At 60.4% G+C, this 24,290-nt stretch carries 23 protein-coding genes and 1 pseudogene; 8 read left to right on the top strand and 16 right to left on the bottom strand.

Translation table 11 applies throughout. The features are described from left to right. Positions 1–168: 168 nt before the first annotated feature. Positions 169–1,683: an FAD-dependent oxidoreductase gene (locus AC1DUP_RS14705; RefSeq protein WP_477832991.1), complete on the bottom strand. Its 1,515-nt coding sequence runs from the start codon at positions 1,681–1,683 to the stop codon at positions 169–171. 50 nt (positions 1,684–1,733) lie between these two features. On the opposite strand from AC1DUP_RS14705, the gene AC1DUP_RS14700 reads away from it, so the two are divergent. Beyond that, positions 1,734–2,219, top strand: coding sequence for a MarR family winged helix-turn-helix transcriptional regulator (locus tag AC1DUP_RS14700; protein WP_113301704.1), 486 nt, complete (start codon positions 1,734–1,736; stop codon positions 2,217–2,219). 89 nt (positions 2,220–2,308) lie between these two features. Here the strand turns inward: AC1DUP_RS14700 and AC1DUP_RS14695 are convergent, their stop codons facing one another. The 6 genes from AC1DUP_RS14695 to AC1DUP_RS14670 form a co-directional block, all read right to left on the bottom strand. Then, positions 2,309–3,082, bottom strand: a complete 774-nt coding sequence (locus AC1DUP_RS14695) for an SDR family oxidoreductase (protein ID WP_113301703.1) — start codon at positions 3,080–3,082, stop codon at positions 2,309–2,311. A gap of 11 nt (positions 3,083–3,093) precedes the next feature. Beyond that, complete coding sequence (locus AC1DUP_RS14690; protein WP_477832990.1) at positions 3,094–3,819, bottom strand: SDR family oxidoreductase; 726 nt, start codon at positions 3,817–3,819, stop codon at positions 3,094–3,096. Between the two features lie 24 nt (positions 3,820–3,843). Continuing rightward, positions 3,844–5,118, bottom strand: a complete 1,275-nt coding sequence (locus tag AC1DUP_RS14685) for a D-tagatose-bisphosphate aldolase, class II, non-catalytic subunit (protein ID WP_477832989.1) — start codon at positions 5,116–5,118, stop codon at positions 3,844–3,846. Beyond that, the gene (locus AC1DUP_RS14680; RefSeq protein ID WP_477832988.1) at positions 5,118–6,095 is read right to left on the bottom strand and encodes a tagatose kinase; all 978 of its coding nucleotides are present in this window, start codon (positions 6,093–6,095) and stop codon (positions 5,118–5,120) included. The genes AC1DUP_RS14685 and AC1DUP_RS14680 overlap by 1 nt, the downstream gene beginning before the upstream one ends. Positions 6,096–6,121: 26 nt before the next feature. Further along, positions 6,122–7,336 (bottom strand): ROK family protein, encoded by a 1,215-nt coding sequence (locus tag AC1DUP_RS14675; protein ID WP_115037008.1) that lies wholly within the window; start codon positions 7,334–7,336, stop codon positions 6,122–6,124. A 64-nt stretch (positions 7,337–7,400) separates the two neighbouring features. Then, positions 7,401–8,285: a sugar phosphate isomerase/epimerase family protein gene (locus AC1DUP_RS14670; RefSeq protein ID WP_477832987.1), complete on the bottom strand. Its 885-nt coding sequence runs from the start codon at positions 8,283–8,285 to the stop codon at positions 7,401–7,403. A gap of 295 nt (positions 8,286–8,580) precedes the next feature. Between AC1DUP_RS14670 and AC1DUP_RS14665 the strand changes: the two genes are divergently transcribed. From AC1DUP_RS14665 to AC1DUP_RS14640, 6 genes are all read left to right on the top strand, one after another. Further along, complete coding sequence (locus tag AC1DUP_RS14665; RefSeq protein WP_113301697.1) at positions 8,581–10,014, top strand: extracellular solute-binding protein; 1,434 nt, start codon at positions 8,581–8,583, stop codon at positions 10,012–10,014. 94 nt (positions 10,015–10,108) lie between these two features. Continuing rightward, the gene (locus AC1DUP_RS14660; RefSeq protein ID WP_113307831.1) at positions 10,109–10,984 is read left to right on the top strand and encodes a carbohydrate ABC transporter permease; all 876 of its coding nucleotides are present in this window, start codon (positions 10,109–10,111) and stop codon (positions 10,982–10,984) included. Between the two features lie 4 nt (positions 10,985–10,988). Then, positions 10,989–11,825, top strand: coding sequence for a carbohydrate ABC transporter permease (locus AC1DUP_RS14655; RefSeq protein ID WP_113301696.1), 837 nt, complete (start codon positions 10,989–10,991; stop codon positions 11,823–11,825). Between the two features lie 4 nt (positions 11,826–11,829). After that, positions 11,830–12,036 carry a DUF2160 family membrane protein gene (locus AC1DUP_RS14650; RefSeq protein WP_113307832.1) on the top strand — a complete coding sequence of 69 codons (207 nt, stop codon included), beginning with the start codon at positions 11,830–11,832 and terminating at the stop codon, positions 12,034–12,036. 61 nt (positions 12,037–12,097) lie between these two features. Then, entirely contained in the window at positions 12,098–13,159 is a 1,062-nt protein-coding gene (locus AC1DUP_RS14645) for an ABC transporter ATP-binding protein (RefSeq protein WP_477832986.1), read from the top strand. 12 nt (positions 13,160–13,171) lie between these two features. Further along, the gene (locus AC1DUP_RS14640; protein WP_113301693.1) at positions 13,172–13,897 is read left to right on the top strand and encodes an SDR family oxidoreductase; all 726 of its coding nucleotides are present in this window, start codon (positions 13,172–13,174) and stop codon (positions 13,895–13,897) included. A 93-nt stretch (positions 13,898–13,990) separates the two neighbouring features. Here AC1DUP_RS14640 and AC1DUP_RS14635 read toward each other — a convergent pair whose 3' ends face one another. Genes AC1DUP_RS14635 through AC1DUP_RS14625 form a run of 3 tightly spaced genes read right to left on the bottom strand, consistent with a single transcriptional unit; the run spans position 13,991 to position 17,438 of the window. Beyond that, positions 13,991–14,785, bottom strand: coding sequence for an HpcH/HpaI aldolase family protein (locus AC1DUP_RS14635; protein WP_477832985.1), 795 nt, complete (start codon positions 14,783–14,785; stop codon positions 13,991–13,993). A 10-nt stretch (positions 14,786–14,795) separates the two neighbouring features. Then, the gene (locus AC1DUP_RS14630; protein ID WP_477832984.1) at positions 14,796–16,274 is read right to left on the bottom strand and encodes an NAD-dependent succinate-semialdehyde dehydrogenase; all 1,479 of its coding nucleotides are present in this window, start codon (positions 16,272–16,274) and stop codon (positions 14,796–14,798) included. Between the two features lie 36 nt (positions 16,275–16,310). Then, the gene (locus AC1DUP_RS14625) at positions 16,311–17,438 is read right to left on the bottom strand and encodes a tartrate dehydrogenase (protein ID WP_113301690.1); all 1,128 of its coding nucleotides are present in this window, start codon (positions 17,436–17,438) and stop codon (positions 16,311–16,313) included. Between the two features lie 280 nt (positions 17,439–17,718). On the opposite strand from AC1DUP_RS14625, the gene AC1DUP_RS14620 reads away from it, so the two are divergent. Then, positions 17,719–18,408: a GntR family transcriptional regulator gene (locus AC1DUP_RS14620; protein ID WP_477832983.1), complete on the top strand. Its 690-nt coding sequence runs from the start codon at positions 17,719–17,721 to the stop codon at positions 18,406–18,408. 10 nt (positions 18,409–18,418) lie between these two features. Here the strand turns inward: AC1DUP_RS14620 and AC1DUP_RS14615 are convergent. The 6 genes and pseudogenes from AC1DUP_RS14615 to pobA form a co-directional block, all read right to left on the bottom strand. Beyond that, positions 18,419–19,132, bottom strand: a pseudogene (locus AC1DUP_RS14615) (ABC transporter ATP-binding protein); the annotation flags it as partial. After that, positions 19,113–19,877 carry an ABC transporter ATP-binding protein gene (locus AC1DUP_RS14610; protein ID WP_477832982.1) on the bottom strand — a complete coding sequence of 255 codons (765 nt, stop codon included), beginning with the start codon at positions 19,875–19,877 and terminating at the stop codon, positions 19,113–19,115. The gene AC1DUP_RS14610 and the pseudogene AC1DUP_RS14615, both read right to left, overlap by 20 nt. Next, a complete protein-coding gene (locus tag AC1DUP_RS14605) occupies positions 19,874–20,878 on the bottom strand; it encodes a branched-chain amino acid ABC transporter permease (RefSeq protein ID WP_477832981.1) in 1,005 nt (334 codons plus the stop codon). The genes AC1DUP_RS14610 and AC1DUP_RS14605 overlap by 4 nt, the downstream gene beginning before the upstream one ends. Next, positions 20,875–21,738, bottom strand: a complete 864-nt coding sequence (locus AC1DUP_RS14600; RefSeq protein WP_113301686.1) for a branched-chain amino acid ABC transporter permease — start codon at positions 21,736–21,738, stop codon at positions 20,875–20,877. The genes AC1DUP_RS14605 and AC1DUP_RS14600 overlap by 4 nt, the downstream gene beginning before the upstream one ends. Positions 21,739–21,832: 94 nt before the next feature. Beyond that, a complete protein-coding gene (locus AC1DUP_RS14595; RefSeq protein WP_477832980.1) occupies positions 21,833–23,005 on the bottom strand; it encodes an ABC transporter substrate-binding protein in 1,173 nt (390 codons plus the stop codon). 69 nt (positions 23,006–23,074) lie between these two features. Next, on the bottom strand, positions 23,075–24,247 hold the full coding sequence (gene pobA / locus AC1DUP_RS14590; RefSeq protein WP_477832979.1) for a 4-hydroxybenzoate 3-monooxygenase: 1,173 nt from the start codon (positions 24,245–24,247) through the stop codon (positions 23,075–23,077). Positions 24,248–24,290 lie beyond the last annotated feature (43 nt).

The following is a 24,290-nucleotide window of genomic DNA, read 5'->3' as shown; positions in this document are numbered from 1 at the left end:
ACCGGCCGCGGACGGCGGAAGCGTGAGGCTGTCATTGCTCTGGTGCTCAACCGTCGTCGAACGCCCATCGTCATCACAATCATAGCGCCGCGCTACTGAAAAGCTTTGAAGATTCCGCGCCATAAATATTTCTGCTTCCGTTGAGCAAGCGATGCCGCGGAAGCATTTTCATCGCCTGGCTACCGCCCCTGCTCGCAGTCCGACATCATGAAGATAAGTTTCCAATGCTGGCAGTTTGCCCTGCGAGACCACCGCACCGACATAACCATCCGGGCGGACGAGGATCCAGTCGCCAGGCGCCGGCTCGTAGGTCTCGCGGAATTGGTTGTCGCTGTCGATGAGGTTGCCGCCTTGCCCGATGTTATGAATATGCAATCCCTTGCGCGGCTGGACGCCAGCCGTTTCCATATCAAATCCCAGCAGCGTCCAATGGGGACCTTTAAAGAGATCGAACAGCCGCGCGGGTTGCCCTGCGGCGCCCTTTAACAGCGCATCGGGAGCGCGGCTGCCGGCAAGGACGTGAGCCTGTCGCTTGGGTTCTTCGAGCGACAAGCTCGAGCCGAGATAGGCGATGTCCAGTTGCCGAACCTCGCGGCCACGCCGAATTTCGCCACGCTTCATGTCTTCGAGCAGTCTGACAGCAAGTCCCAGCATGCTTGCCGCGATCGGGCGGCGCTCTTCCTCATAGCTATCGAGAAGCGCCTCCGGAGCACCTGACAAGACGGCCGCCAGCTTCCAGCCGAGGTTGTAGGCGTCCTGAACGCTGGTGTTCAGACCCTGACCGCCCGTCGGCGGATGGGTATGGGCGGCGTCCCCGGCGAGAAAGACGCGGCCGACACGATAGCTGTCGGCAAGCCGGGCATTCATGTTGAATGCCGATGCCCAGGAGACAGACTGGATGACGATATCCGTGCAGCCGGTGCGTTCGGCAGTGAGCGCAGAAAGTCCTTCAGCCGACAGGTCTATGTCGCCTTCTAGAGGCACCGGTCCCTGCAGCTGGAAAAATCCTGTTTCGGCCAAGGGACAAAAGGATATCTGCATCTCCATCGACCCCTCGTTGAAGCGATGCCAGACATCGCGGCTGAGGCCTGTCAGGGTCACGTCGGCAACAATGGCGCGAACGCCGAGCGTCTTTCCGGGAAAACCGACGGCGAGCGCCTGGCGCACAAAGCTCCGGCCGCCATCGGTGCCGACGAGATAGCGTGCACGGATAGTCTGCTCTTCACTGCCATTGGCAAGCCTTGCGGTTACACCCTGCCCATCCTGTTTGAAGGCGATCAACGCGCAGCCGAATTCCGGAGCGTGGCCGAGTTCGGCAAGGCGCTCCCGCATCGCTTCCTCCGTCAGGAATTGAGGCACGAGCAGAGGCGCGCCATAGGGTTCCGACGGGATTGGCTCACCGGCCTCGAAAAGCGCGCCGTCCTTTACGCTACCGTCGCCATGATATTCGCGCTGGCGTGGATAGAAGGCGCCCGAGGCGGCAATCCTGTCGACAATACCGAGGTCCTCAAAGACTTCCATGGTTCGCGGCTGGATGCCCTTACCGCGCGAACCGCCGAAAGGATCATTCATCTTCTCGATCAGCCGGAAGGATACACCCCGCCGGGCGAGATCGATCGCCAGCGTCAGGCCGGCTGCGCCGGCGCCACAAATCAATACATCGATTGCGTCATCTTCCGTCATTGCTGTTGCTCCTCGTTTGTGTGTATTATGCACATAACAGGAGATCAGGAATGCCGTCAATGAAAAATGTGCAGAATACACATATCTCAGCCCGTATCCATGAGCTTCATGGATCGCTGCTCGAGATCGTCAGTGTCATGAACCGGCCCCAACGGGATGAGGCCATGGTCAGAGAGGCAGGAATTTCGCTCGACCGCGCCCTCTTCCCCTTGCTGGTGGGCATTGAAAGATTGGGGCCGATCGGCGTGGTCGATCTGGCTGACCGCGCTGGTCGGGACTACACGACGGTCAGCCGCCAGGTCGCCAAGCTCGAGAGCCTCGGCCTCATTCAGCGTCGGCCGAGCGCAACGGACCGGCGCGTCAGCGAAGCGGTCGTCACCGCGAAGGGCAAATCGATGACGGATCGTGTCGATGCTGCACGCGAGAGGATCGGGATCGAGATATTCAAGAGCTGGGATCCCGAGGATCTGGACAATCTGGTTCGCCTGATGCGGAAATTTGCTGATGCCGTGAAGGATGATCCGGCCAAAAGCTGACGAGCCACCGTGCAGATGGGCAGGCTGGCGGAAGGAAGTGAGGCGTCAGCAGGATCGCCGGCGCCTTGAGACTCTCATTCGAAGCCGGATTACCAGCAGGTGAATCCTGCATCAACGTTGACGATTGCTCCCGTCATCAAGCTTGCTGCACCGGATGCAAGGAAGAGAACCGCGCTTGCGACCTCTTCCGGCGTGCCCATTCGCCCCATGGGCGTATCGGCAAGCCAGATTGGAATCCGCTCGCGATTGGCTTCGACGGCCGCGACCATCGGCGTCTCGATATAGGTCGGGGCAACCGCATTGATCCTCACACCGTGCTGAGCCCATTCAGCGGCCATGGAACGGGTAAGGTGGTGAACGGCAGCTTTCGAGACGTTATAAGCCGTCTGCGGCTGTGGCCGGTTGCAGATGATGCCGGACATTGAGCCGAGATTGACGATTGCACCGCGTTTCATCGCCACCATATGGCGGCCGAAGGAGCGTGAGCACCAGAATACGCCATTGACGTTGACATTCATCATCCGCAGCCAATCGGCGTCCGTGACGTCCTCTGCCGCAATCCCGTTCTGGCCGATGCCCGCATTGTTCACTAGGATCGTCGCTGGGAGGCCGCTGGCGGCGAGTTCATTGGCGATCGCCTCCATCCGGGCGGAATCGGTCACGTCACCAAGACGCAGCTCGACGTCATATCCCTTGTCCTTAAGCGCCAGAGCCTGCTCGGCGTCGGATTCATTGCGCTCGATGACGACGACGGCGGCGCCAGCTTCGGCGAGCGCGTGGGCGCAGCAAAGTCCGATGGCCCGTCCGCCACCGGTGACGACGGCGCGCTCACCGTCAAGGCGGAATTTTTCCTGATAGCTCATGGTTCGGCTCCTCAGATGTCGAATGCGCTTGGAAGAACGACGATGTCGCGGATCGTCACGTTGCGGGGTCGCGTCAGCATGAACATGATGGCGTCCGCAACCTCCTTGGGTTCGATCAGGGCACCGGCCTCCTTCGCCTTGCGCAGGTTCTCCTCCGGCCAGTCGGCAAGCAATGCGCTGATGACTGGTCCCGGCGAAACAGAACCGACACGAATGCCGCTCTTCAGAAGCTGCCGGCGCATCGTCTGGACGAAGCAATGCATCGCCCATTTCGACGGCGAATAGACGGGCTCCCAGGGAACGGGCGCGTGGCCGGCGACCGAGCTCGTAACGATGATGTCGCCGGTCCCACGTTCGATCATGTGCGGAATGATGGTCCGGACATTCTTGATGACGACATTGACATTCAGGTTCAGCATCCTGTCGATGGCGTCCAGATCGGCATCTGCAAGATCCCCGCCGATATAGGTGCCGGCATTGGCATGCAGAATGTCGAGCTGCCCAACCTTCGACAACACGCGGTCAAGAAGCTTAGCGCATGCTTGAGGATCCAGCAGGTCCAAAGCGAGAGGTATGGCCCTTTCCCCAAGGCGTTCGCAGGCCGACTGCAGCGCCTTCTCGTCTCGGTCAACGAGAACGACCGTGGCGCCCGTTGCGATCATCGCCTCCGTCGACGCCATTCCGATACCGGACGCCGCGCCGGTGATTGCAGCGACCTTCCCTTTCAACTCGTTCATTCTTTCCTCCTCGATTGAGCGGCGCTATCTGCCTGCGCCGCATGCTGCATGATATTCGGCAAGGCTCTTCGTCACCCGCCAGATCAGAACCTCTTCCGGATTCAGCGGCGTGTCGGAAAACTGGTGGGCAGCCGGCATGTGCTGCCAGATCAACGGAAGCGGCACGGATTTTCCGGCAAGCGCGTCGCAAAGGCGTGCGACGGCGGATTGAGCTTCTTTAGACGCCCAGTAGTATCGGATGCGATCGGACAGCGAATAATGCCGAAGCCAGCGCTGCTCTTCCACCGTGCCGTGATAGTGACGGCTCCAGTTCTCCCGATGTGCCAGCATCAAAGCCTCCATCGCCGCGTAGAGCGGACGCTCGCCATAATCAGGCACGAGATCAGAGGCAATCAGGTCCAGCCCGTAAAGCGCCTCGCGCAGCACGAAGGTCAGCTCCGGCCCGACCTTGAGAATGGGAAACCCGTCTTCGACCAGGGCCGTCAGCGGACCGGTGCCCTGATAGTCGGTGGAATGCGCTTCGAACACGAATTGCGGCTCGTCCTCGAGCACCTTTTTCAACGCGTCGATCTTGCTGCGGTCGTACCGGATGACATTGTGGTTGCCGAACTCGACGCCGGGCTGCACCACCAGGCCGATAGCGCGCTCAAAGGCGCCCGCAAGGCCAGCCTCGGCGAAGACACGGCGATGTACCTCTATGGTTTGCCTGGCCGCCGAAGCCGCGGTCGGCTCGATCGTGGTGAGAGCATGATCTTCCCCGCCGGGGGGAGGAACCTCCGTGCCGATCACGTAGACCGGCATAGCGCCCCCTGCCTGCCTTGCCGAAGCCTCTGCGACAGCGGCCAACCGCGAGGCGCGGTGGGCCGTCGTCTCATCGTCCAATGCAGCGGGCTCGCCCAGGCAACCCATCGACGCATCCAGATGGATTTTGCGGAATCCGGCATCGACATAGGCAGCCACCATCCTCTCGGCTTCCGCCATGGCCTCTTCTGCCGCCCGGTCCCGCCAGGGATTCGGTCCGAGATGGTCACCGCCAAGCATGATGAGGTTTTCCGGGCATCCCTCTTCATTGGCGATGCGGCGCACGAGCGTGGCAAAGTCCACGGGCGTCATCCCGGTATAGCCGCCCAGATGATTGACCTGATTACAGGTGGCTTCAATCAGGACCGTGCTCGAATGATCACGCCCATGGCGCAGAGCCGCGCGCAGCACGATCGGATGGGCTGAGCAGACCGAGGTGATGCCTGTGGGACGGCCCTGAGCCCTAAGGGCAGCCAGTTTACTCAGTTCCACCTGCATCAGGAACGCCTTTCCGTTGCAGCGATGAACGCATCGAGTTCCTGACGGGTGCCAGCGCCCTCCATCGGTCCACGGATCGTCACATTGCGCGCGCCTGCCGCCGAACCGTAAGTGAGCGCATCCCCTGGAGACATTCCAAGACGCCGGCAGGTGAGGTACGCCCCGCCAAAGCAGTCGCCGGCGCCGGTGGGATCAACCTCCTCCACGAGAAACGCGGCAGCGTCGATGCGGTCCCCGTTCCCGCCGAAATAGGTGGCGCCTCCCGCTCCACGCTTCAGCACGATCTCCCTCACACCGATTTGAAACAGGCGGCGGATCGCCTCGGCTTCGCCTGCGACGCCGGCAGCCCGCTCAAGCTCTTCCCCTGAAGGCAGAAGAAGATCGGCGGCAGCAACGAGCCTGGCAAATCGCCGCTCGGTATCCTCGTCGAGTTGCAGTTCCTTGCGGATGTTGGGATCGACCGAAAGCGTGCCGCCCCGTGCCTTCACGATGTCGACCGCCTTGTCGATCACCTCGCGCGCGCTCGGAACAGACAAAGCCGATCCCATCACATGAAGGTGGCCGGTGCGGTTGATGAGATCGCTGACGCCTTGAGACCAACCGAAGCGCGCGGCCGCAGATCTCGCGATATTATAGACGAAGTCGCGCGAACCGTCCTTGCGGTAGCGGACGAAGGCGCTTCCGGTCGGATAGTCAGGGTCGACGGAAATGGTCGAGACATCGACGCCGTCACGTTTGAGGCGGTGGATGTTGAGGCGGCCGAAATCGTCGTTTCCGACCGCTCCGACCATGGCCGCCGCTCCGCCCAGCCGGCCGCATTGCGAGATGAAGATCGCCGGCGCTCCGCTGGCAAACGGCCCGACGAGCGGCTGGGCTTCAAGGAACCCGTTTCCGACCGTCGTAGCAACGATCTCCACCAGAATCTCGCCGACGCAAACCGTGGGACCGAGATGGTCCGGAGCCAGCACTGAAGCCATTGCAATCCCGCTTTCAAAAGGTCTCGCTAAATCGTCGTTGTTCGTTGTATCGCAGCGTCTTCGCCACTGAATTCCTCGTTTTCGAGGGAGAGGAAACGCTGGTGCAGCATGCATGCCGCCCCGAAGGCGGAACCAAACTCCGCGTCGCCATCGACGACGATCTCGGGTGTCGGAAAAGGAATGTTCTGCCCCTCCGACATGTGGACCGCCACGCGGGCCGCCACCATCGGATAGAGCGACGCTACGGAACCCCCGAGCACGATCCGATCCGGATCAAGCAGACGACAGGCCTGCAGCAGCGCATAGGCAAGATGCCGCGACCAGTTTTCCGCTATGTTCACGGCATCAGGAACACGATCGCGAACGTCAGTGAGGAACTCCTGCAAATCGACGTCGGCGCGACCGGTCGCTTCCCGGTACTGCCTGATCAATACCTCGCGGCCAATCAACTGCTCGAATTTCTGCCCGGCGCTTCCCGGCACAAGGGTATGGCCGATTTCACCCGCAAGGCCGTGACCGCCACGAAACAGCTTTCCGTCGATCATGATGCCGCCGCCGACCCCGGTCTCCATGAGCAGGAAGAGCGTCACGCCGGCAACGCCGTGACGATAGCTGTCACCGATCGCGAAAGCGTTGGCGTCGTTTTCCACCGAGATCGGCACGTCGGCCGGAAAGGCGCTCCGGCCGATCTCCTTCAATGGCACCTCCCGCCAGCCGATGATCGGCGCAAGCGTGACAATTCCGTCGGGCCGGATATGCGCCGGCGCGGATATGCCAAGCCCCTTGCAGCGCTTGATCATGTCTTTCGCCATGGCACTGACGATAAGCTCGACGCCGCTTGCCACGGCCTCCTCCACCGTCGAGGACTGCGCGTGGAAGGCCAGCCTGCGACAGGCCCGGACATCGGCGGAAAGGTCCACAACAACAGCAGATATATGCTCGACGCCGATTTCGATGCCGACGAAGAATGCCGCATCCGGAACCAGTTCGAGCATGATGCCCGGCCTGCCGGCACGGGATTGCTCCAATCGCTGCTTGCTGCTCTCCTCCGACTCCTGAACAAAGCCGCTATCCGTCAGTTCGGCAACGATTTCTCCGGACGACGAGCGGTTCATGCCGAGCTTCCGCGCCAGATCGGCCCGGCTCAGGCGGCGATGGCTGTAGATCGTCTGCAGGGCCGCGACAATGTTGTTTTGCCTGATCCTGCGCGGTGAGCTTCCGATTGAGACGGTGTCGTTCATGTCCACTTCCCTTCAAATCGACTGCTCCAGCCTATACTTACCAAGCAGATCGGCAGAAGGATTATCAGGGGCGCGCGTTCGTGACGCGGCGTCGTTTGGCTTCTTCGTATTTCAGTTCGATATAGCGCTTGGCATGTGCCGCCAGCGGATCATTGTCGGTCCACGTATCGCGCCAGATTGCGCAGGCGAGCGAAAGGCCTTCATCGACAACAGCAGTTGAAAAGCTTTCAAACACGATGTCACGCTTGTAGTCGATATCCAGCAACGCGTCGAAGATGAGATCGAAGTTGATGACGCCGTCACCAAGATAGCCGCGGTTGCTTTCGCCGATATGGAAGTAACCGATCTTGTCACCGGCGAGCCGGATCGCAGCAGCCGGATTTGCCTCCTCGATATTCATGTGAAACGTGTCGAGATGCAGTCGGACATGGTCCGATCCGGTCTCTGAAATGAACTTCAAGCCCTGCGCGGCCGTATTCAAAAGGTTCGTCTCGAAGCGGTTCACGATCTCCAGGACGAGATCGACCTTCGCATCCCTCGCGATATCGGCAGTCGCGGCGATAGCGGCGACACTGTTGCCCCAGCCCTTCCTCGTCGGCTGGCGGTTGTACTTGGTGTGCGCAGAATAAAGGATCCCACCGAGCTTGTTTCCGCCGATGTCACGGACCGCACGCACGGCATCGGCCAGCGTCTGCCTGCCGGCGGATACCGCAGCGGCATCCTCGCTCGAAATATCCTTGTCGATCGGCAAGCCCATCGTCACGCCGATCTCGACATCGAGCGATTGCGCGAGCTTCGCCAGACGGTCGAGATTGAACTTCTCGGGGCGGAGATAAGCGAATTCGATTGTGCGATATCCGTGCTCGGCCGTTTTGTTAAGGGCCATTTCGAGCCCCTCCTGCGTTTGGCCGCCTGTCCATACAAATGAATGGATACCCAATCGGCGCATGGCTTTTTTCCTCCGCTGGAAGCCTTCTGTTGCGCCACAGCTATGTCATTTAGTATGGTAAAGCAACAAATAAATTTGCTATTTATAAGTTTGCCTTTGCGAGAAAATACGTTGCGTTGCAGCATTTTATTTTAGGCACTTTGCATCTGTTACTTCAGGAAGAATTAGTTCCCACAAAAATCAACGACATAGCCGACATATTTGCAGGTTTAGACAACAAATATTGCGTGGCCGACCTTTTTCGTCTACACAATGGCTCGGCGAAATGATCTCGCTGCTATCTGGGAGGATTGAAATGAATTACGCTCTGAAAGCCAGCGCGCTTGCGCTGACGCTCAGTCTCGCCACCGCCGCTTCGCCGGCATGGGCAGACTTCTGGTCCGACGCCGGCGCCAAGTTCAAAGGCGTGACCTTGCACGGCGTGACCGAAAGCACGCCGCCATCCAACTACATCAAGAACGTGCTCGCGCCGGAATTCGAGAAGAAGACCGGCATCAAGGTCGAAATCGAGACGACGTCCTGGGATCAGATGTACGACAAGGCCATCAAGGACATGGAGGCCAAGACCGGCATCTACGACATGGTCTATATCGAGCAGGACATCATCTATTCATATCTGTCCCGGAATTTCCTCGTCAACATTACCCAGACGCTCAAAGATCAGGCGGATCTGAAGGCGCCGACCTACGACGACGCGAACTTCACCAGCTTTGCCGACTACTTCAAGGACAAGAAGGGCGATCTCTTTGGCGTACCAATGGAAGCCTTCCTGAAGACCTACCTCTATCGCAAGGATCTTTTCGACGATCCGAAGATCAAGGAGGCCTTCAAGAAGGAAACCGGCAAGGACCTCAAGCCGGCGACCACGCATGAAGACTACACTCAGATCGCCGAATTCTTCACCAAATACGGCAAGGATAACGGCATTGAGCTTTGGGGCACCACCGCCCAGGCCCATACGGGTCACGCCGCGTCCTGGTACGAATATTTCGAATCCATCGCGCCGACCTTTGGCGTCTACAACTGGGGCATCGACGCCAGCAACAACTACGCAGCGACGGTCGAGCATGGTGGTGCGATGAACAGCGACAAGGCGAAGGCCGCGCTGAAATACTGGCTGCACCTGCGCGACATCGCTCCGCCTGAATCGACCCAGTCGACCTGGACGGAAACCGCGACGACATTTGCCGCGGGCCGTGTCGCTCAGGGGCTGATCTACGGCGAGAACGCGGCATGGATCGCAAGTGATCCTGCGCAGTCGAAGGTGGTCGACAAGGTTGGCTTTGCCCTGCCGCCGCTCGAGCCGGGCGTCATGGAGGACGCAACGTCGGGAAAGGGTTATATCGGCTATTATGACGGCGGCGCCTTCGGCCTGCCCATTACATCCAAGAACAAGGAAGCAGCTCTGCTGTTCCTCGAATTCATGGGTCAGAACGACGTGCAGCCCGACTGGGCCATCGCCGCGCCGCGCATCACCAACAAGGCGACGTTCGACGATCCGAAGGTCAAGGCGATGGACGTCAAGCTCGGCGGCTTCTACACGATGCTGAAGGACGAGGGCAAGCTGTTCGCCGGCGCTCCCCCGTACCCGTTCCACGCTCAGGTGCGTGAAGCGACCACGCCGATCTTCTTCGACATCCTGACCGGAAAGATTGCGCCCGACGAAGGGCTCGACCAGATGGCCGCCAAGACGGAAGAAGAGCTTACGTCGCTCGGCTATCGCAAATAAATCATCCTCCCCACCTTGGCGGGTCGTCTTCGCACGGCGGCTCGCCTCTTTCCCGGCTCGATAGGCCCCCAGGGGTGCCAAAGAGGATGAGGCAATGCATTCACAAAAGCTTGGATGGCTGTTGCTGTCACCGACGATCCTGATCCTCGGGCTCTTCGGCATCTTTCCTTTCATCTACGTCGTCTGGGTCTCGTTTCACCAGTGGAACCCTTTCGCCGCTAATCCACTGATGGTCTTCAACTGGGCATCGAATTATCGAACCCTCGTCTTCGACCCACAATTCCTGGCCTCTCTTGGCATCACCATTGCATTCGTCTTTTTCGCGGTCGTGTCCGAACTCGTGCTCGGATACGTGCTCGCGCAGGCGCTGATGAAAGACTTTCCGGGAAAAGCGTTCTTCCGCACCATCCATACCCTTCCTCTGATCATGGCACCCATCATCGTCGGGTCTGTGTGGAAGCTGATGACGACGCCGTCGATCGGCATCATCCCCTATCTCCTGCGAAGCTGGTTCGGATACGACCTGAACATCGGCCAGAGCGCCACCGCGGCCTTCGTCATCACCATCATCATGGACGTCTGGCACTGGACCCCGCTGGTCACCCTCTCTCTGATCGCCGCACTGGTCTCGCTTCCGCCTGACCCCTTCGAACAGGCGCAGATCGATGGCGCCGGCAAGAGCCAGATCTTCTGGCACATCACGCTCCCGCTGATCCGCCCTGCCCTCCTGGCCACGGTGTTCATCAGGCTCATGGACGCGCTGCGCACAGTCGACGAAGTCCTGATGCTGACCGGCGGCGGTCCGGGGTCGGCGACGCGCTACCTCGGTGTCCACATCTTCAAGGAAGTCTTCCCCAAGACCAACTACGGCTACGGTTCGGCGATCTCCGTCGTCGTGCTCTACCTCACCATCGTCGTCTGCTGGCTGCTCTATGTCGGCCTGATTGCTCCCCGCGCGAAGAGAGGTTGAGGCGATGAACCGACATAATCCCTGGCTTTCGGTTCTCATGTGGACGCTGATAAGCTTCGCAACCCTTTTTCCGATCTACTGGCTCTTCGTCATATCGGTAAAGCAGCCCTTCGACCTGTTCTCGACGCCCGATGTCGTGCTTCGGAGCTTCTTCTGGAAAAACTATCAGGACGTGCTGACGAACGAGACCTTGCGGCGATACATGCTCAACTCGCTGATCATCTCGTCAGGCAACGCGATCCTGGTGACGACCCTCGGCTTTCTTGCCTGCTACGCGCTGACGCGCTTCGATCTTGCGGGCAAGGAGAGCATCTTCTTCTGGACGATCACCAACCGCATGGCGCCACCGGCAGTCTTCCTGCTGCCGCTCTTCCTGCTTCTAACGCAGGTCTACAGGATCGGCGACTTCACGCTGGCGGATTCCCGGCTGGGTATGATCCTTGTCTACTGCTCCTTCAACCTTCCCTTCGCCATCTGGACTCTGCGTCCGACGGTGGAGAGCATTCCGAAGGAACTGGATGAGGCTGCCTATATGGACGGCGCAAGTCCCTGGATGGTCCTCTACGACATCGTCTTTCCCTTGGCGCGACCGGGACTTGCAGTGACACTCATTCTCACCTGGGTCTTCGCGTGGAACGAATATCTGCTTGCCGCCACACTCACCAACTTCAACGCCCGCACGCTGACAACCGGCCTGTCGGAATACGTGACGACGACAGGGACGGCCTGGGGCATCATGGCTGCGATCTCCATGCTGACATTGATCCCGGCGCTCATCGTCTTCTCGGTGGTGCAGCGTCACATCGTTGCCGGCCTGACCTTCGGCGCAGTGAAAGGATAGCAAGATGGCTTCGGATACTCGAAACAACGAAAAACAGCCGGGCTTCCTGCCGATCGAGACGAACTGGTTCGACCGGCTGTTCATCTCGGTCGTGATCTGGGTCGCGCTCTCCCTGCTCTGGATGCGGTTCATCGAACCGTTCGGGCTCTCGGTGTGGTTTGCGGCGGCTATCTCCGCCGTGCTCGGCGCCTACATCGTCTGGAAGGGGTGAGCCGGTGAGCTTTGTCAACAACATCAAGACGCAAGCCGTGCTGGATTAGGGAGAAAAGACATTGGCAAACGTACAGGTCAGCGACGTCACCAAGAGGTATGGCGCTCTTCAGGTCATGCACGGCGTCAGCGTCGACATAGAAGACGGCGAGTTCGTCGTGCTGGTCGGCCCCTCCGGCTGCGGCAAGTCCACGCTGCTGCGCATGATCGCGGGTCTGGAGACTGTCAGCAGCGGCGATATCCGCATCGGCGGCCGCGTGGTCACCAATGCTCCACCGAAGGAGCGTGACATTGCCATGGTCTTCCAGAGCTACGCGCTCTACCCTCACAAGACGGTCGCAGAGAACATGGGCTTTCCGCTAAAAATGGCGAAACGCCCGAAATCGGAGATCGACGAGAAGGTCGGCAAGGCAGCCGCAATCCTCGATCTGACGCGCTATCTCGACCGCTATCCGAAGCAATTGTCAGGCGGACAGCGGCAACGCGTCGCCATGGGTCGAGCCATCGTCCGCGACCCGCAGGTCTTCCTGTTCGACGAGCCGCTGTCGAACCTCGATGCCAAGCTTCGCGTTACCATGCGCGTCGAAATCAAGGAGCTGCACCAGCGGCTGAAGACCACCACTGTCTATGTTACGCATGACCAGATCGAGGCGATGACGATGGCCAACAAGATCGTCGTCATGCGCGACGGAAGGGTGGAGCAGGTCGGCAAACCGCTCGATCTCTACGACTTCCCTGCAAACCTCTTCGTCGCAGGCTTCATCGGCAGCCCGTCGATGAACTTTCTCCAGGGCAAGATCGCAACCCGGGACGGAAAGCAGGTTGTCGTCACCGATCAGGGCGTTACCCTCCCCGTAGACCGCGTGAATGCAGAGGAAGGCAAGGCCGTGACCTACGGTATTCGCCCGGAACACATAACCATTGGCGATGACGGTATTCCGGTGGAAGTGTCGGTGTATGAGCCGACCGGTTCCGAAACACTGATCTTCGGCCGTGTCGGCGGAGTGCCGATCGATGCGCTGATCCGTGAGCGCATCGAGGTCGAACCCGGCCGGACGCTGTATTTTCATATTGATCCGCGACGGGTTCACATCTTTGATCAGGCAACAGGACAGCGATTGTAAGGCGAGGAACAAATGAATTTCGAAGGCAAAAAAGTGATCGTCACCGGTGCCGGCAAGGGCATCGGTCGCGTTGTCGCAGAGATACTGGTCAAGCGTGGGGCCAAGGTTACGGCACTCACCAGAAGTGCTGACGATGTCGTTTCCCTACGTAAGGACCTTGGTTGCGAGGCCCTTCAGGTTGACCTTGCCGACGCAAAGGCGACGCGAGAAGCCGCGCGCGCCGCACTTCCGGCAGATTTCCTTATCAACTGCGCTGGAACGACCGAACTGCAGCCCTTTCTCGAAACCACGGTCGAAGCCTTTGACCACCTGATTGCCGTCAACACGCGCGCCCCGATGATCGTTGCGCAGGAATATGCACGGTCCCTGATCGAAGACGGCCGCCACGGCGCCATCGTCAATGTATCCTCCGTTGCCGCTTTCGTCGGCATCCCGGATCATGCAGCCTATTGCGCTTCGAAGGGCGGCCTGGACGGCCTGACGCGCGTCATGGCGAAGGAACTGGCACCGCAGGGCATCCGGGTAAACGGCGTGCATCCGACGGTGACGCTGACGCCGATGGCGATCAAGGCCTGGGGCGATCCGGAGAAGGCCGCCGGAATGCAAAAGCGCATCCCGGTCGGCCGGTTCGCAGAACCCGAGGACGTGGCAGAGGTGATCCTCTTCCTGCTCTCCGACGAAGCCGCGATGGTCAACGGCATCTCCATGCCTATCGATGGCGGCTACATGATCGCGTGAGACCGTATTGCCCGGCCGAACGCGAACTGTGCGATGAAAAGCGCGGGACTTCCGACGATACGCATATGCGAACCCCGTTGGGGCCGGGACGGATCAGCCGCCGGAAGCAATCTTCCTGGCGGCGTTGATCTGTTTGCGGGCACCGGATCGTAAGTGCGCGGTTTCCGCTCCAGCGATGACGAAGGCAAAGCCGAATTTCAGAAGTTCACCGGCACGCTCACCATCATTGGCAAAAGCACAAGCAAACTTGCCATGTGCACGGCAACGGGCAACGGCATGTTGCATGGCGCTGTCGATCTCGGCGGCATTCGGCGCCACCTGATCCCCGTTCGATAGAGCAATGGAGAGATCCGACGGGCCGACAAAGATGCCATCGATGCCAGGCACGCCAAGGATATCATCGATAGCTTCGAGCGCTGCGCGTGTCTCGATCATGGCGATTGCCACCGTCAGATCATTGGCGTTCCTGAGATAGTCGTCACCCGAAAGGCCGGTATGGTTGAGGGCCAGCGAAGGACCCCAGCTGCGCTCGCCGACCGGCGGGTATTTGGTAGACCTGACGAAGGCCCTCGCATCCTCGGCCGAATTGATCATCGGCGCGATGACACCTGAAGCTCCGGCGTCGAGCAGACGCGAGGCAGAGGCGAAATCGCCGACCGGAATGCGGGCAAGCGCCGGCTTGCCGGTCACACGCACATGGCCGACAGCGGCAGCTGCAGACGGCAGGTCCCACATGCCGTGCTGCATATCGAGTACAACAGCATCAAAGGCTTCCTGGGCCAGATGATTGACCAGCAGCGGATCTGGAATGCCCACCCAAGCGGAGATCATCGCGCTTTCAGGGTTCCGGATCCGGGCTGAAAAGCCGTCGATGTCAGCTACACTCATGGCATTCTCCTCAGTTCAACAAGCCACCAATGGCCATGTATTTGACCTCGAGAAACTCTTCGATGCCGTATTTCGAACCTTCGCGGCCGATGCCGGATTGCTTCACGCCGCCGAAAGGAGCGACCGCCGTCGAAATGAGTCCCTCGTTGATACCGACAATGCCGAATTCGAGAGCCTCGGCAACCCGGAAGATGCGGCCGACGTCACGGGCATAGAAATAAGCCGCGAGACCGAAGGGCGTATCGTTCGCCATTTCGATTGCCTCCTCCTCTGTCTTGAAGCGGAAAAGCGGGGCAACCGGACCGAACGTCTCGTCCGAGAAGATTTCCGCCTCGCGGGAGACATCCGAGAGAATGGTGGGCAGATAGAAGTTACCGCCGCGCTCATCACGCTTGCCGCCGGAAACGATTTTGGCGCCGCGCTTGACGGCATCCTCAACATGCGTCTCGACCTTTTTGACCGCAGCTTCATCGATCAACGGGCCGAGCGTAACGCCCTCCTCCATGCCGTCGCCGAGCTTCAGTTTGGCAACGGCGGCTGCAAGCTTTTCGGCAAAGGCATCATGTACCGTGTCCTGTACGAGAATGCGGTTGGCGCAGACGCAGGTCTGCCCCGTATTGCGGAACTTGGAGCCCATGGCACCCTTGACCGCTTCATCGAGATCGGCGTCGTCAAAGACGATGAAGGGCGCGTTGCCGCCAAGCTCCATACTGGTCTTCTTGATGGTCGGCGCACATTCGGCAAGCAGCTTGGCGCCGACCGCCGTGCTGCCGGTGAAGGTGAGCTTGCGCACCTTCGGACTGCCGGTAATCGCAGGGCCGGTTTCAGACGAGGGGCCGGTGATGACGTTGCAGACGCCGGCCGGAAAGCCGGCTTCTTCCGCCATGACGGCCAGCGCCAGCGCCGAATAGGGCGTCTGGCTCGCCGGACGGATGACGCCGGTGCAGCCTGCCGCCCAGCCGGGCCCGGCCTTGCGGGTGATCATTGCCGAGGGGAAATTCCAGGGGGTGATCGCCGCAAAGACGCCGATCGGCTGCTTCTGCACGATCAGGCGTCGGCCGGCAACCGGCGATGGGATCGTGTCGCCATAGATGCGCCTCGCCTCCTCGGCGAACCACTCGATGAAGCTTGCGGAATAGACGACCTCGCCACGGCTTTCTGAAAGCGGCTTGCCCTGCTCGATCGTCATGATCGCCGCGAGATCCTCGATATTCTCGTGCATCAACTCGGCGAGCTTCCAGAGATAATTGGCGCGCTGCTCAGCGGTCAGCGCCGCCCATGCTTTCTGCGCCTTATAGGCAGCGTCGATCGCGCGGTTCGTCTCGACGGCGCTCATGGCCGGTACGGCGCCGATCACCTCGCCGGTCGCGGGATTGGTGACATCGTAAGTGCGGCCGCTATCGGCATGCACCCATTGGCCGTCAATATAATTCGCTTCGCGAAAAAGCTCCGAGCGGCGGAGCTTGTAGCCCGAAAGTCTATTGCTCATGACTGGATACCTTCCATGAAACGCCGCCGCCAGGGATCAGGCGGCCGGAATATTTTCGTCATCAGGGGCGAAGTTCGATCCCCGCAACGCTTCGCAAACGGCGCGGGTCACATCCGCCGTGGTTGCCTTGCCACCAAGATCTGGTGTGAGAATGCCGGCTGCACAGACCTGTTCCACTGCCGAAATCAGTATCTTTGCCGCAGTCACCTCGCCAAGGTGTTCCAGCATCAGCGATGCTGTCCAAAAACTTCCGACCGGGTTGGCGATACCTTTGCCGGTAATATCGAAAGCCGAACCATGGATCGGCTCGAACATCGAGGGGAACCGGCGCTCCGGATCGACATTGCCAGTTGGCGCGATGCCGAGCGAGCCGGCGAGTGCGGCCGCGAGATCAGACAGGATATCGGCATGCAGGTTGGTTGCAACGACCGTGTCGATACTCTTCGGTTTTGCGACCATGCGGAAGGTCATCGCGTCGACCAGTTCCTTGTCCCAGGTCACATCTGGGAAATCCTTGCCGACCTCAGCTGCAATCTCGTCCCACAGCACGAGACCATAACGCTGGGCATTGGACTTGGTGACGACGGTCAAGAGCTTGCGCGGCCGCTTCTGCGCCTCGCGGAAGGCAAAGCGCATGATGCGCTCGACCCCGCGGCGCGTGAAGATCGAGGTCTCGGTCGCCACTTCCTCGGGCAGGCCGACATGGGCGCGGCCGCCATGGCCGGAATATTCACCCTCGGAATTTTCGCGCACGATCAGCCAGTCGAGATCGCCTTCCTCGACACCCCTCAGCGGGCTCTTCACGCCGGGGAAGATGCGGGTCGGGCGGATATTGGCGTACTGGTCGAGACGCTGGCAGATCGGCAGGCGAAGGCCCCAGAGCGTCACATGATCGGGCACGTCAGGCGCCCCGACAGCGCCGAAATAGATGGCATCGGCTTGCTTGAGCAGAGACAGGGCGTTGTCCGGCATGAAGGCACCGGTCTTGCGATAGCGCTCGCTGCCCCAGTCATAGGGCTCGATGTCGAGCGCGAAGGTGCCACTACGGGCGGCCAGCACGTCGAGCGCTTCGAGGCCGGCGGCGATGACTTCGGGGCCGATGCCGTCGCCCGGAACGGAAGCGATGCGGTAGCGGCGGAGCGGGGTATTGGTATTGGCGTTCATGATATCCCCACTAATCGTCAGATGAGGCCGCCATTGAGCAGCAGTATCTGCCTGCTAATCATACGGCTGTCGTCGCAGGCAAGAAACAGGCAGGCATTGGCCAAATCCTAGACCTTGATCTCCTCGGGAATGCATTGAAGCTTCACTCCGTCGGCGATCCTGCTTTCATGGCCGTTGAGTTCTTGCACAGGCCGCCAAGATTCCCAACAATATTGTTGCGATATCCGCTGCCCGCGTATAGGGCGCAAAGATATGGTGGAAACATGCGACAGGAGACAGCGTGGATCAAATCGAGACCCGGGATGACACCTCATCCTTAGCCCGCATCGAGCGGATCGTGCGCAGCCTTGAGGAAGAAATCGTGCTCGGGCGGCTGAGGCCGCGCGAGCGTCTGCTCGAGGAGGAACTGGCCAAGCATTTCGATGCCAAGCGCCATGTGATCCGTGCCGCACTCTCCGAACTGGAGACGATGGGCATCATCGTGCGCCAGCCGAACAAGGGCGCGGCAGTGCGCGACTTCTCCCCGCTCGAGGTCGAACAGATCTACGACGTTCGGCTGCTGCTCGAAGGCCACGCCGCCTTGATCATGCCGCTGCCGGCCGCCCCTGAGGTGCTGGAAAAACTTCGTGTGATCCAAGCCCGCCACAGCAAGGCCGTTGACGACCACGAGCCGCGCGTGGTTTTTCGCGCCAATCTGGAATTTCACCGGGTGCTCTTCGGCGCCTGCGGCAATCCCTATCTCGCCGAGCAGATCGATGCGCTGGCCTCACGCGCCCATGCGATCCGCTTTCACGCGATCGTCGATGAAAGCCTGGTCAACAGCGCCCGCGAGGAGCACGGTCTGATGATCGACTATATGGAAAAAGGCGATCGAGAAAAGCTCATCGAGATCGTTGGCCATCATATCCTACCGTCGAAGGAAGCCTACCTACGGCTGGCGAGCACGCAATGGGCGCATCCGTTCCGCTAAACCTCACTCCATGCAGCCCGGCGACGCCGAGCAGCCGTTCCACGGCATCGTGATCCGCCGTTAGTTCCGACGGCGTGCCGGTCCAGGCGAGCCGGCCGCGTTCAAGAATGATAACGCGATCGGCAAAATCAAGTGCGCTCTGGATACGTTGCTCGACAAGCAGGATGGTTACATCGCCAGCCTTGGCGAGTTCGCCAAAAGCCGCCATCAGTTCCTCGCAGATGACAGGCGCCAGCCCCTCCAACGGTTCATCAAGCAAAAGTACGGACGGGCGACCGAGAATAGTGCGAGCCGTCGAGAGCATCTGCTGCTCCCCGCCGGAGAGCTGATTGCCGAGGTTCCTGCGCCTTTCCTTCAGCCTCGGGAACATCGCATAGGCCTCTTCCAGCGCCGTCTTCGGGCGCCCCTTCAGACCGACGAACAGGTTTTCCTCTACAGTCAGCGTCGGGAAGACGCAGCGTGCCTGGGGCACATAGCCGAGGCCGCGATGGGCGCGTGTGGCAGTCGGCGCATCTGTGAGATCGGTTTCGCCGAGCCTGATGCGCCCGCCATATCGTTTCGTCTGGCCGGCCAGCGTTGCAAGCAGCGTCGTCTTGCCCATGCCATTTCGGCCAAGAATGGCGAGACGGCAGCCTGATGGCGCCGAGAAGGACACGCCTTCCAGCACCTTGGTCGGACCGTAGCCGGCGGACAGGTTTTCAACATCAAGCGACATGGCCGGCATTGGCATAGCTCCCCAAATAGGCCTCACGGACACGGGCGTCCTTCGTCACCTCGGACGGTGAGCCGTCAAAAATGATCGCGCCGGCCGCCAGCACGATGACCCGCTTGGCGAAACGGAAGACGAGGTCCATGTCGTGCTCGATCATCAGCACGGCGAGATCGGCTGGAAGATCGGCAAGCGCCTGTTCGATACGGCCGGTATCGCTTTGCGGCACGCCGGCTGCCGGCTCATCGAGCAGCAACACCTTCGGCTTGAGCGCAAGCGCCAGCGCGATTTCCAACAGCCGCTGCTGGCCATAGGCGATCTCGGCGACCTTGCGATGCATCAGCGGTCCGAGGCCGAGCTTGTCCAGCAGCTCATCGACCTCTGCCATGACATCAGGCATGGCCAAAAAATTGCCAATGAGGCGACCGGTTCGTCCTTTCCGGCGCAGGACGGCAAGCGCGACATGTTCGGATGGAGTCATATCCTGGAACAAGCGCGTGACCTGGAACGAGCGAACGAGCCCACGCCTCACGCGACCGATGGCGTCCACTCTCGTCACCGCCTCACCTGCTAGCCGCACCTCGCCGGAGTCGGGCGGCAGATTGCCGGTAACCAGATTGACGAAGGTCGTCTTGCCGGCGCCGTTCGGGCCGATCAGGGCGATGCGATCGCCTGATGACATGGAAAGCGACACGTCATTGGTCACAGCCAGGCCGCCGAAGGCTTTCTTCAGATGGGCGACTTCGAAAACTGCGCTCATGGGCGTGGCTCCTTGCCGCGGGCAATCAAGGTTGCAGCCGTGCCATAAAGGCCCTTGGGTGCGAAAAGCACGACCGCTATCAACAGGGCGCCGATCATCGTCAACCAGTGAAAGGGATTGGCCGCGGAAACATAGTCTTCGAACAGCATGAAAATGACAGTGCCTGAAAGCGCGCCGAAGAGCGACCCCGTGCCGCCCAGCACCAGCATGACCAGCGCTTCAGCCGATTGGGTAAAGGACAGGCTGTCGAGGCCGACGACCTGGGTGGAGATCGCGTTCAAGGCACCGCCGACACCGGCGACCGCACCCGAGAGCACATACATCTTTGCAAGGGCCGCCTTCGGCGATGCGCCGATGGCACGGATGCGCAACGGATCCTCCTTGATGCCGCGGCAAAGCATGCCGAAGGGCGAGCGCACGAGAAGCCGCAGCAGCATGAAGACGATCAAGAGCAGAGCGACACCGAAGCCGTAGGCAGTACGGCCATAGAGATCGAATTCGAACATGCCGAAGATCGGATCGGGCGAAATGCCGGATAGGCCGTCGCTGCCACCGGTCCAGGACGACGCCTTGTTGGCGAATTCGTGGAAGAGGTTGATGAGCGCAATCGACAGGACGAGTTGCGGCAAGCCGTGAGCGCGAAGGATGACGGCGCCGCAGATGAGGCCTGCGATCGCTCCGCCCAAAATGCCGGCGACCGTCATCAACAGCGGATCGTTGATGCCGTAATGGGCCGAAAGAATGCCGGCCGCATAGGCACCAGAGCCGAAGAGCGCAGCATGGCCGAGGGTCGCAATGCCGGCATAGCCGGTGACGAGATCGAGCGACAGCACCAGGAGGGCGATGCCGATAATGCGCGTCAGCAGCGCCAGATTGTCCGGAAAGGCGAAGTATCCGATGACAGCGGCAACAACGATAACAGCAAGACCGGCAAGATCACGGTTGAGCGCACTGCGCCGGCGCTGGATCAGGATTTCCTTGTCGTGCATGGCGAGCGTCATTTCGCCCTCCCGGCAAGGCCGCGGGGAAAGATGCAGATGATGGCGATGACAGCGAGATAAAAGAAGAATTCGCCGAATTCCGGCATGAGATAACGTCCTGTCGTATCGATCGCCCCGAGCAGCAGGCAGGCGATCAGCGCCCCGGGGATAGAGCCCGCACCGCCGACCGAGACGACGACGAGGAACGTCACCATGTAGCGCAACGCATAATAGGGCTCGACCGGCAGAAGCTCGGCGCCGACGACACCGCCGAGCGCAGCGAGGCCAACCGCAACGCCGAAGCTGACGGCATAGATGATCTCGGTGCGCACGCCGAGGGCGGCCGCCATGGGCGCATTATCGACCGAGGCGCGCAGCTTCACACCGAAGCTTGTCCGGTCGATCACGAACCAGAGGCCGAGGGCGACAGCCAGACCACAGACGATGGCAAAGAGCCGGTGAACGGGAATGGTGCGGAAGCCCAGATCGGCTGATCCCTGCAAAGCCTCGGCAAGCGGAATGGTCTTCAGCGTCGGCCCCATGAGATAGTTGGCAATACCGATGACACAGAAGGTGATGCCGATCGTCATCAGCACCTGCGTCAGTTCCGGCGCACCATAGATGCGCCGATAGAGGAAACGCTCGATCGGAATGGCGATGAGAATGGTCATGGCAACTGCAGTGATGATTGCGACCGCATAACCGAGGCCCAGATCGCGGGCGACATAGGAGGCCACATAGCCACCGATCATCGCGAAGGCGCCATGCGCCAGGTTGACGACGCGCATCAGCCCCATCGTCACCGAAAGGCCGATCGATATGACGAAAAGCACCATGCCATAGGCAAATGCATCCACGGCTATGCTGAAGACTGTCTGCATGGAACGACCCTGCGTTAATGCGGCGGACCCTGCCGGAAGCCGGCGGAAGATCTCCGCCGGGTCCGTCGCATGTCTCTTTCGACAAGAGTGACCTTTACTTTGCGGCCGCAAGGCCCGGATCACCCTGTTTTTCGAAGGTCTGGACTTCCTTGTTGATGTAGGTCCCGTCATCGCCCTTGGCGACTTCGCGCAGATAGATGTTCTGCGTGATGTGGCGGCTTTCCGGATCGATGGAAACCGGGCCGCGCGGGCTTACCCAGGAAAGGCCCTTCACCGCATCGACGGCCTTCTGCGCATCCTGCTTGCCGCCTGTCGCCTCGATCATCTTGTAGATGACATACATGCCGTCATAAGCACTGACGGCCGGGAAGGAGAGCTCCGCCTTGTTGCCGATCGCCTTGGAGGCCGCTTCGACGAACGTCTTGTTTTCCGGAGAGTCATGCGACACCGCGTAGTGAAAGGTCGTCTGGATGCCGAGGGCCGCATCGCCGAGCGCTGGCAGGTCGGACTCCTGCGTCAGGTCGCCGGGCGCAAAGAACTTGACGCCGGCAGCTTTGAGGCCGTTTTCATTGTAAGCCTTGACGAATCCAAGCGTCGTCGGACCCGACGGCAGGAAGGCGAAAACGCCCTGTGCGCCTGAATCCTTGATGCGCTGCATGATCGGGCTGAAGTCATTGGTCGCGAGCGGCATGCGGATCGCCTCAACCACCTGCCCGCCAGCCTTCTCAAAGCCCGCCTTGAAGGCGTTTTCGGCATCGATCCCCGGACCATAATCGCTGACGACGGAGATCACCTTCTTGACGCCGGCATCAAAGGCGACCTTGGCGATCGGCGTCGAGGTCTGCCAGGTGGTGAAGGATGTGCGCACGACAAGCGGGCTTTTAGTGACGATCACCGAGGTGGCGGCGTTCATGATGACCATCGGCACGTTGCCTTGCTTCAGGATCGGCGTCACCGCCATCGCATCTGGCGTGAAGTAGAAGCCAGCGAGATACTGGACCTTTTCCTTGACGATCAGCTCCTGCGCCAGCGCCTTGGACTGGGCCGGATCGGCCTGCGGCACGTCCCGGTAGACGATTTCGACCGTGTCATTGCCGACCTTGTTGCCGTTCAGCGCCATATAGGCATCGATACCGGCTTTGAAATTCTTGCCCTGGAGGGCAAACGGACCGGAAAACGGCCCGATCACGCCGACCTTGATCGTGTCGGCATACGCGGTCCCGCCAAGGACCATAGCCGCGACGGCGGCGATAACCAGCTTCTTCATTGTTGCAGTTCCTCCCTTTGTCAAAGGTGCCGCCCTCCATGGTATCGGCACCGGTCTTAAATCATCCCGTCAGAACGGCAATCCGACGTAGTTTTCCGCAAGTGCCGTCGAAGCGGCGCGGGAATCGGTGAGATAGTCGAGTTCGGCCTCCTGGATCTTCTGGTCGAAATCGCCGGTATCCGGGAAACGATGCATCATCGTCGTCATCCACCAGGAAAAACGCACCGCCTTCCAGACCCGTGCGAGCGCTTTCTGCGAGTAGGCGTCGATGCCGGCGCTCGAGCGAGCGTCATAGAATTCCCTCAAGCCTTCGAACAGATAATGCACGTCGCTCACGGCAAGATTCAGCCCCTTGGCACCGGTCGGCGGCACGATATGGGCAGCATCGCCGACAAGGAACAGTCGGTCGAAGCGCATGGGTTCGGCCACGAAGGAGCGCAGCGGCGCGATCGACTTTTCGAAGGACGGCGCAGTCTTCAGCGCTTGGGCGTGATGCGTCGGCAGGCGGCGGCGCAATTCATCCCAGAAGCGGTCGTCGCTCCAGTCATCGACCTTCTCATCGAGGGAACACTGGATGTAATAGCGGCTGCGGGTCGCTGACCGCATGGAACAGAGCGCAAAGCCGCGCGGGTGATTGGCATAGATGAGCTCGTGATTGACAGGGGCGACATCGGCAAGCAGGCCAAGCCAGCCAAAGGGATAGACTTTTTCGAAGGTCCTGATCGCCTTTTCCGGAACCGCCTTGCGGCTCGCCCCGTGAAAACCGTCGCAGCCGGCGATGAAATCGCAGTCGATACGATGGGTGACGCCATCCTTCTCATAGGTCACGTAAGGCGAGCTGCTGTCGAAGTCGTGCGGCGTTGCATTGGCAGCGTCATAGACCGTCAGGGCGCCGCTTGCCTCGCGCGTAACCATCAGGTCGCGCGTTACCTCGGTCTGGCCGTAGACGGTGACGCGCTTGCCGCCGGTGAGTTCGTAAAGGTCGATGCGGTGATCGCGCCCGTCAAATGCCAATGAAAAGCCGTCGTGCGGCAGGCCTTCGGCATGCAGACGGGAAGCCGATCGCGCCTCATCCAGGAGGCCGACAGTGCCCTCTTCCAGCACACCGGCGCGAACGCGGCCGAGAATGTAGTCCTTGCCCACCCGATCGAGAATGACATTATCGATGCCGGCTTCCGTCAGAAGCTGGCCGAGCAGCAGACCCGAAGGTCCCGAGCCGATGATGGCGATCTGGGTGCGCAATTGCTTCCTCCCTGCAATTTTGCGTTTTGACAATTCTGCCGCG

The organism is Rhizobium sp. 01L419 (genome assembly GCF_056400025.1).
Note: the sequence above shows the minus strand (reverse complement) of the source record. Positions and strands in the feature narration are given on the sequence as shown.

Coding starts and splice junctions, on each gene's coding strand:
- AC1DUP_RS14705 (WP_477832991.1), bottom strand. CDS start 1,683: ATGACGGAAGATGACGCAATCGATGTATTGATTTGTGGCGCCGGCGCA.
- AC1DUP_RS14700 (WP_113301704.1), top strand. CDS start 1,734: ATGCCGTCAATGAAAAATGTGCAGAATACACATATCTCAGCCCGTATC.
- AC1DUP_RS14695 (WP_113301703.1), bottom strand. CDS start 3,082: ATGAGCTATCAGGAAAAATTCCGCCTTGACGGTGAGCGCGCCGTCGTC.
- AC1DUP_RS14690 (WP_477832990.1), bottom strand. CDS start 3,819: ATGAACGAGTTGAAAGGGAAGGTCGCTGCAATCACCGGCGCGGCGTCC.
- AC1DUP_RS14685 (WP_477832989.1), bottom strand. CDS start 5,118: ATGCAGGTGGAACTGAGTAAACTGGCTGCCCTTAGGGCTCAGGGCCGT.
- AC1DUP_RS14680 (WP_477832988.1), bottom strand. CDS start 6,095: ATGGCTTCAGTGCTGGCTCCGGACCATCTCGGTCCCACGGTTTGCGTC.
- AC1DUP_RS14675 (WP_115037008.1), bottom strand. CDS start 7,336: ATGAACGACACCGTCTCAATCGGAAGCTCACCGCGCAGGATCAGGCAA.
- AC1DUP_RS14670 (WP_477832987.1), bottom strand. CDS start 8,285: ATGCGCCGATTGGGTATCCATTCATTTGTATGGACAGGCGGCCAAACG.
- AC1DUP_RS14665 (WP_113301697.1), top strand. CDS start 8,581: ATGAATTACGCTCTGAAAGCCAGCGCGCTTGCGCTGACGCTCAGTCTC.
- AC1DUP_RS14660 (WP_113307831.1), top strand. CDS start 10,109: ATGCATTCACAAAAGCTTGGATGGCTGTTGCTGTCACCGACGATCCTG.
- AC1DUP_RS14655 (WP_113301696.1), top strand. CDS start 10,989: ATGAACCGACATAATCCCTGGCTTTCGGTTCTCATGTGGACGCTGATA.
- AC1DUP_RS14650 (WP_113307832.1), top strand. CDS start 11,830: ATGGCTTCGGATACTCGAAACAACGAAAAACAGCCGGGCTTCCTGCCG.
- AC1DUP_RS14640 (WP_113301693.1), top strand. CDS start 13,172: ATGAATTTCGAAGGCAAAAAAGTGATCGTCACCGGTGCCGGCAAGGGC.
- AC1DUP_RS14635 (WP_477832985.1), bottom strand. CDS start 14,785: ATGAGTGTAGCTGACATCGACGGCTTTTCAGCCCGGATCCGGAACCCT.
- AC1DUP_RS14630 (WP_477832984.1), bottom strand. CDS start 16,274: ATGAGCAATAGACTTTCGGGCTACAAGCTCCGCCGCTCGGAGCTTTTT.
- AC1DUP_RS14625 (WP_113301690.1), bottom strand. CDS start 17,438: ATGAACGCCAATACCAATACCCCGCTCCGCCGCTACCGCATCGCTTCC.
- AC1DUP_RS14610 (WP_477832982.1), bottom strand. CDS start 19,877: ATGAGCGCAGTTTTCGAAGTCGCCCATCTGAAGAAAGCCTTCGGCGGC.
- AC1DUP_RS14605 (WP_477832981.1), bottom strand. CDS start 20,878: ATGACGCTCGCCATGCACGACAAGGAAATCCTGATCCAGCGCCGGCGC.
- AC1DUP_RS14600 (WP_113301686.1), bottom strand. CDS start 21,738: ATGCAGACAGTCTTCAGCATAGCCGTGGATGCATTTGCCTATGGCATG.
- AC1DUP_RS14595 (WP_477832980.1), bottom strand. CDS start 23,005: ATGAAGAAGCTGGTTATCGCCGCCGTCGCGGCTATGGTCCTTGGCGGG.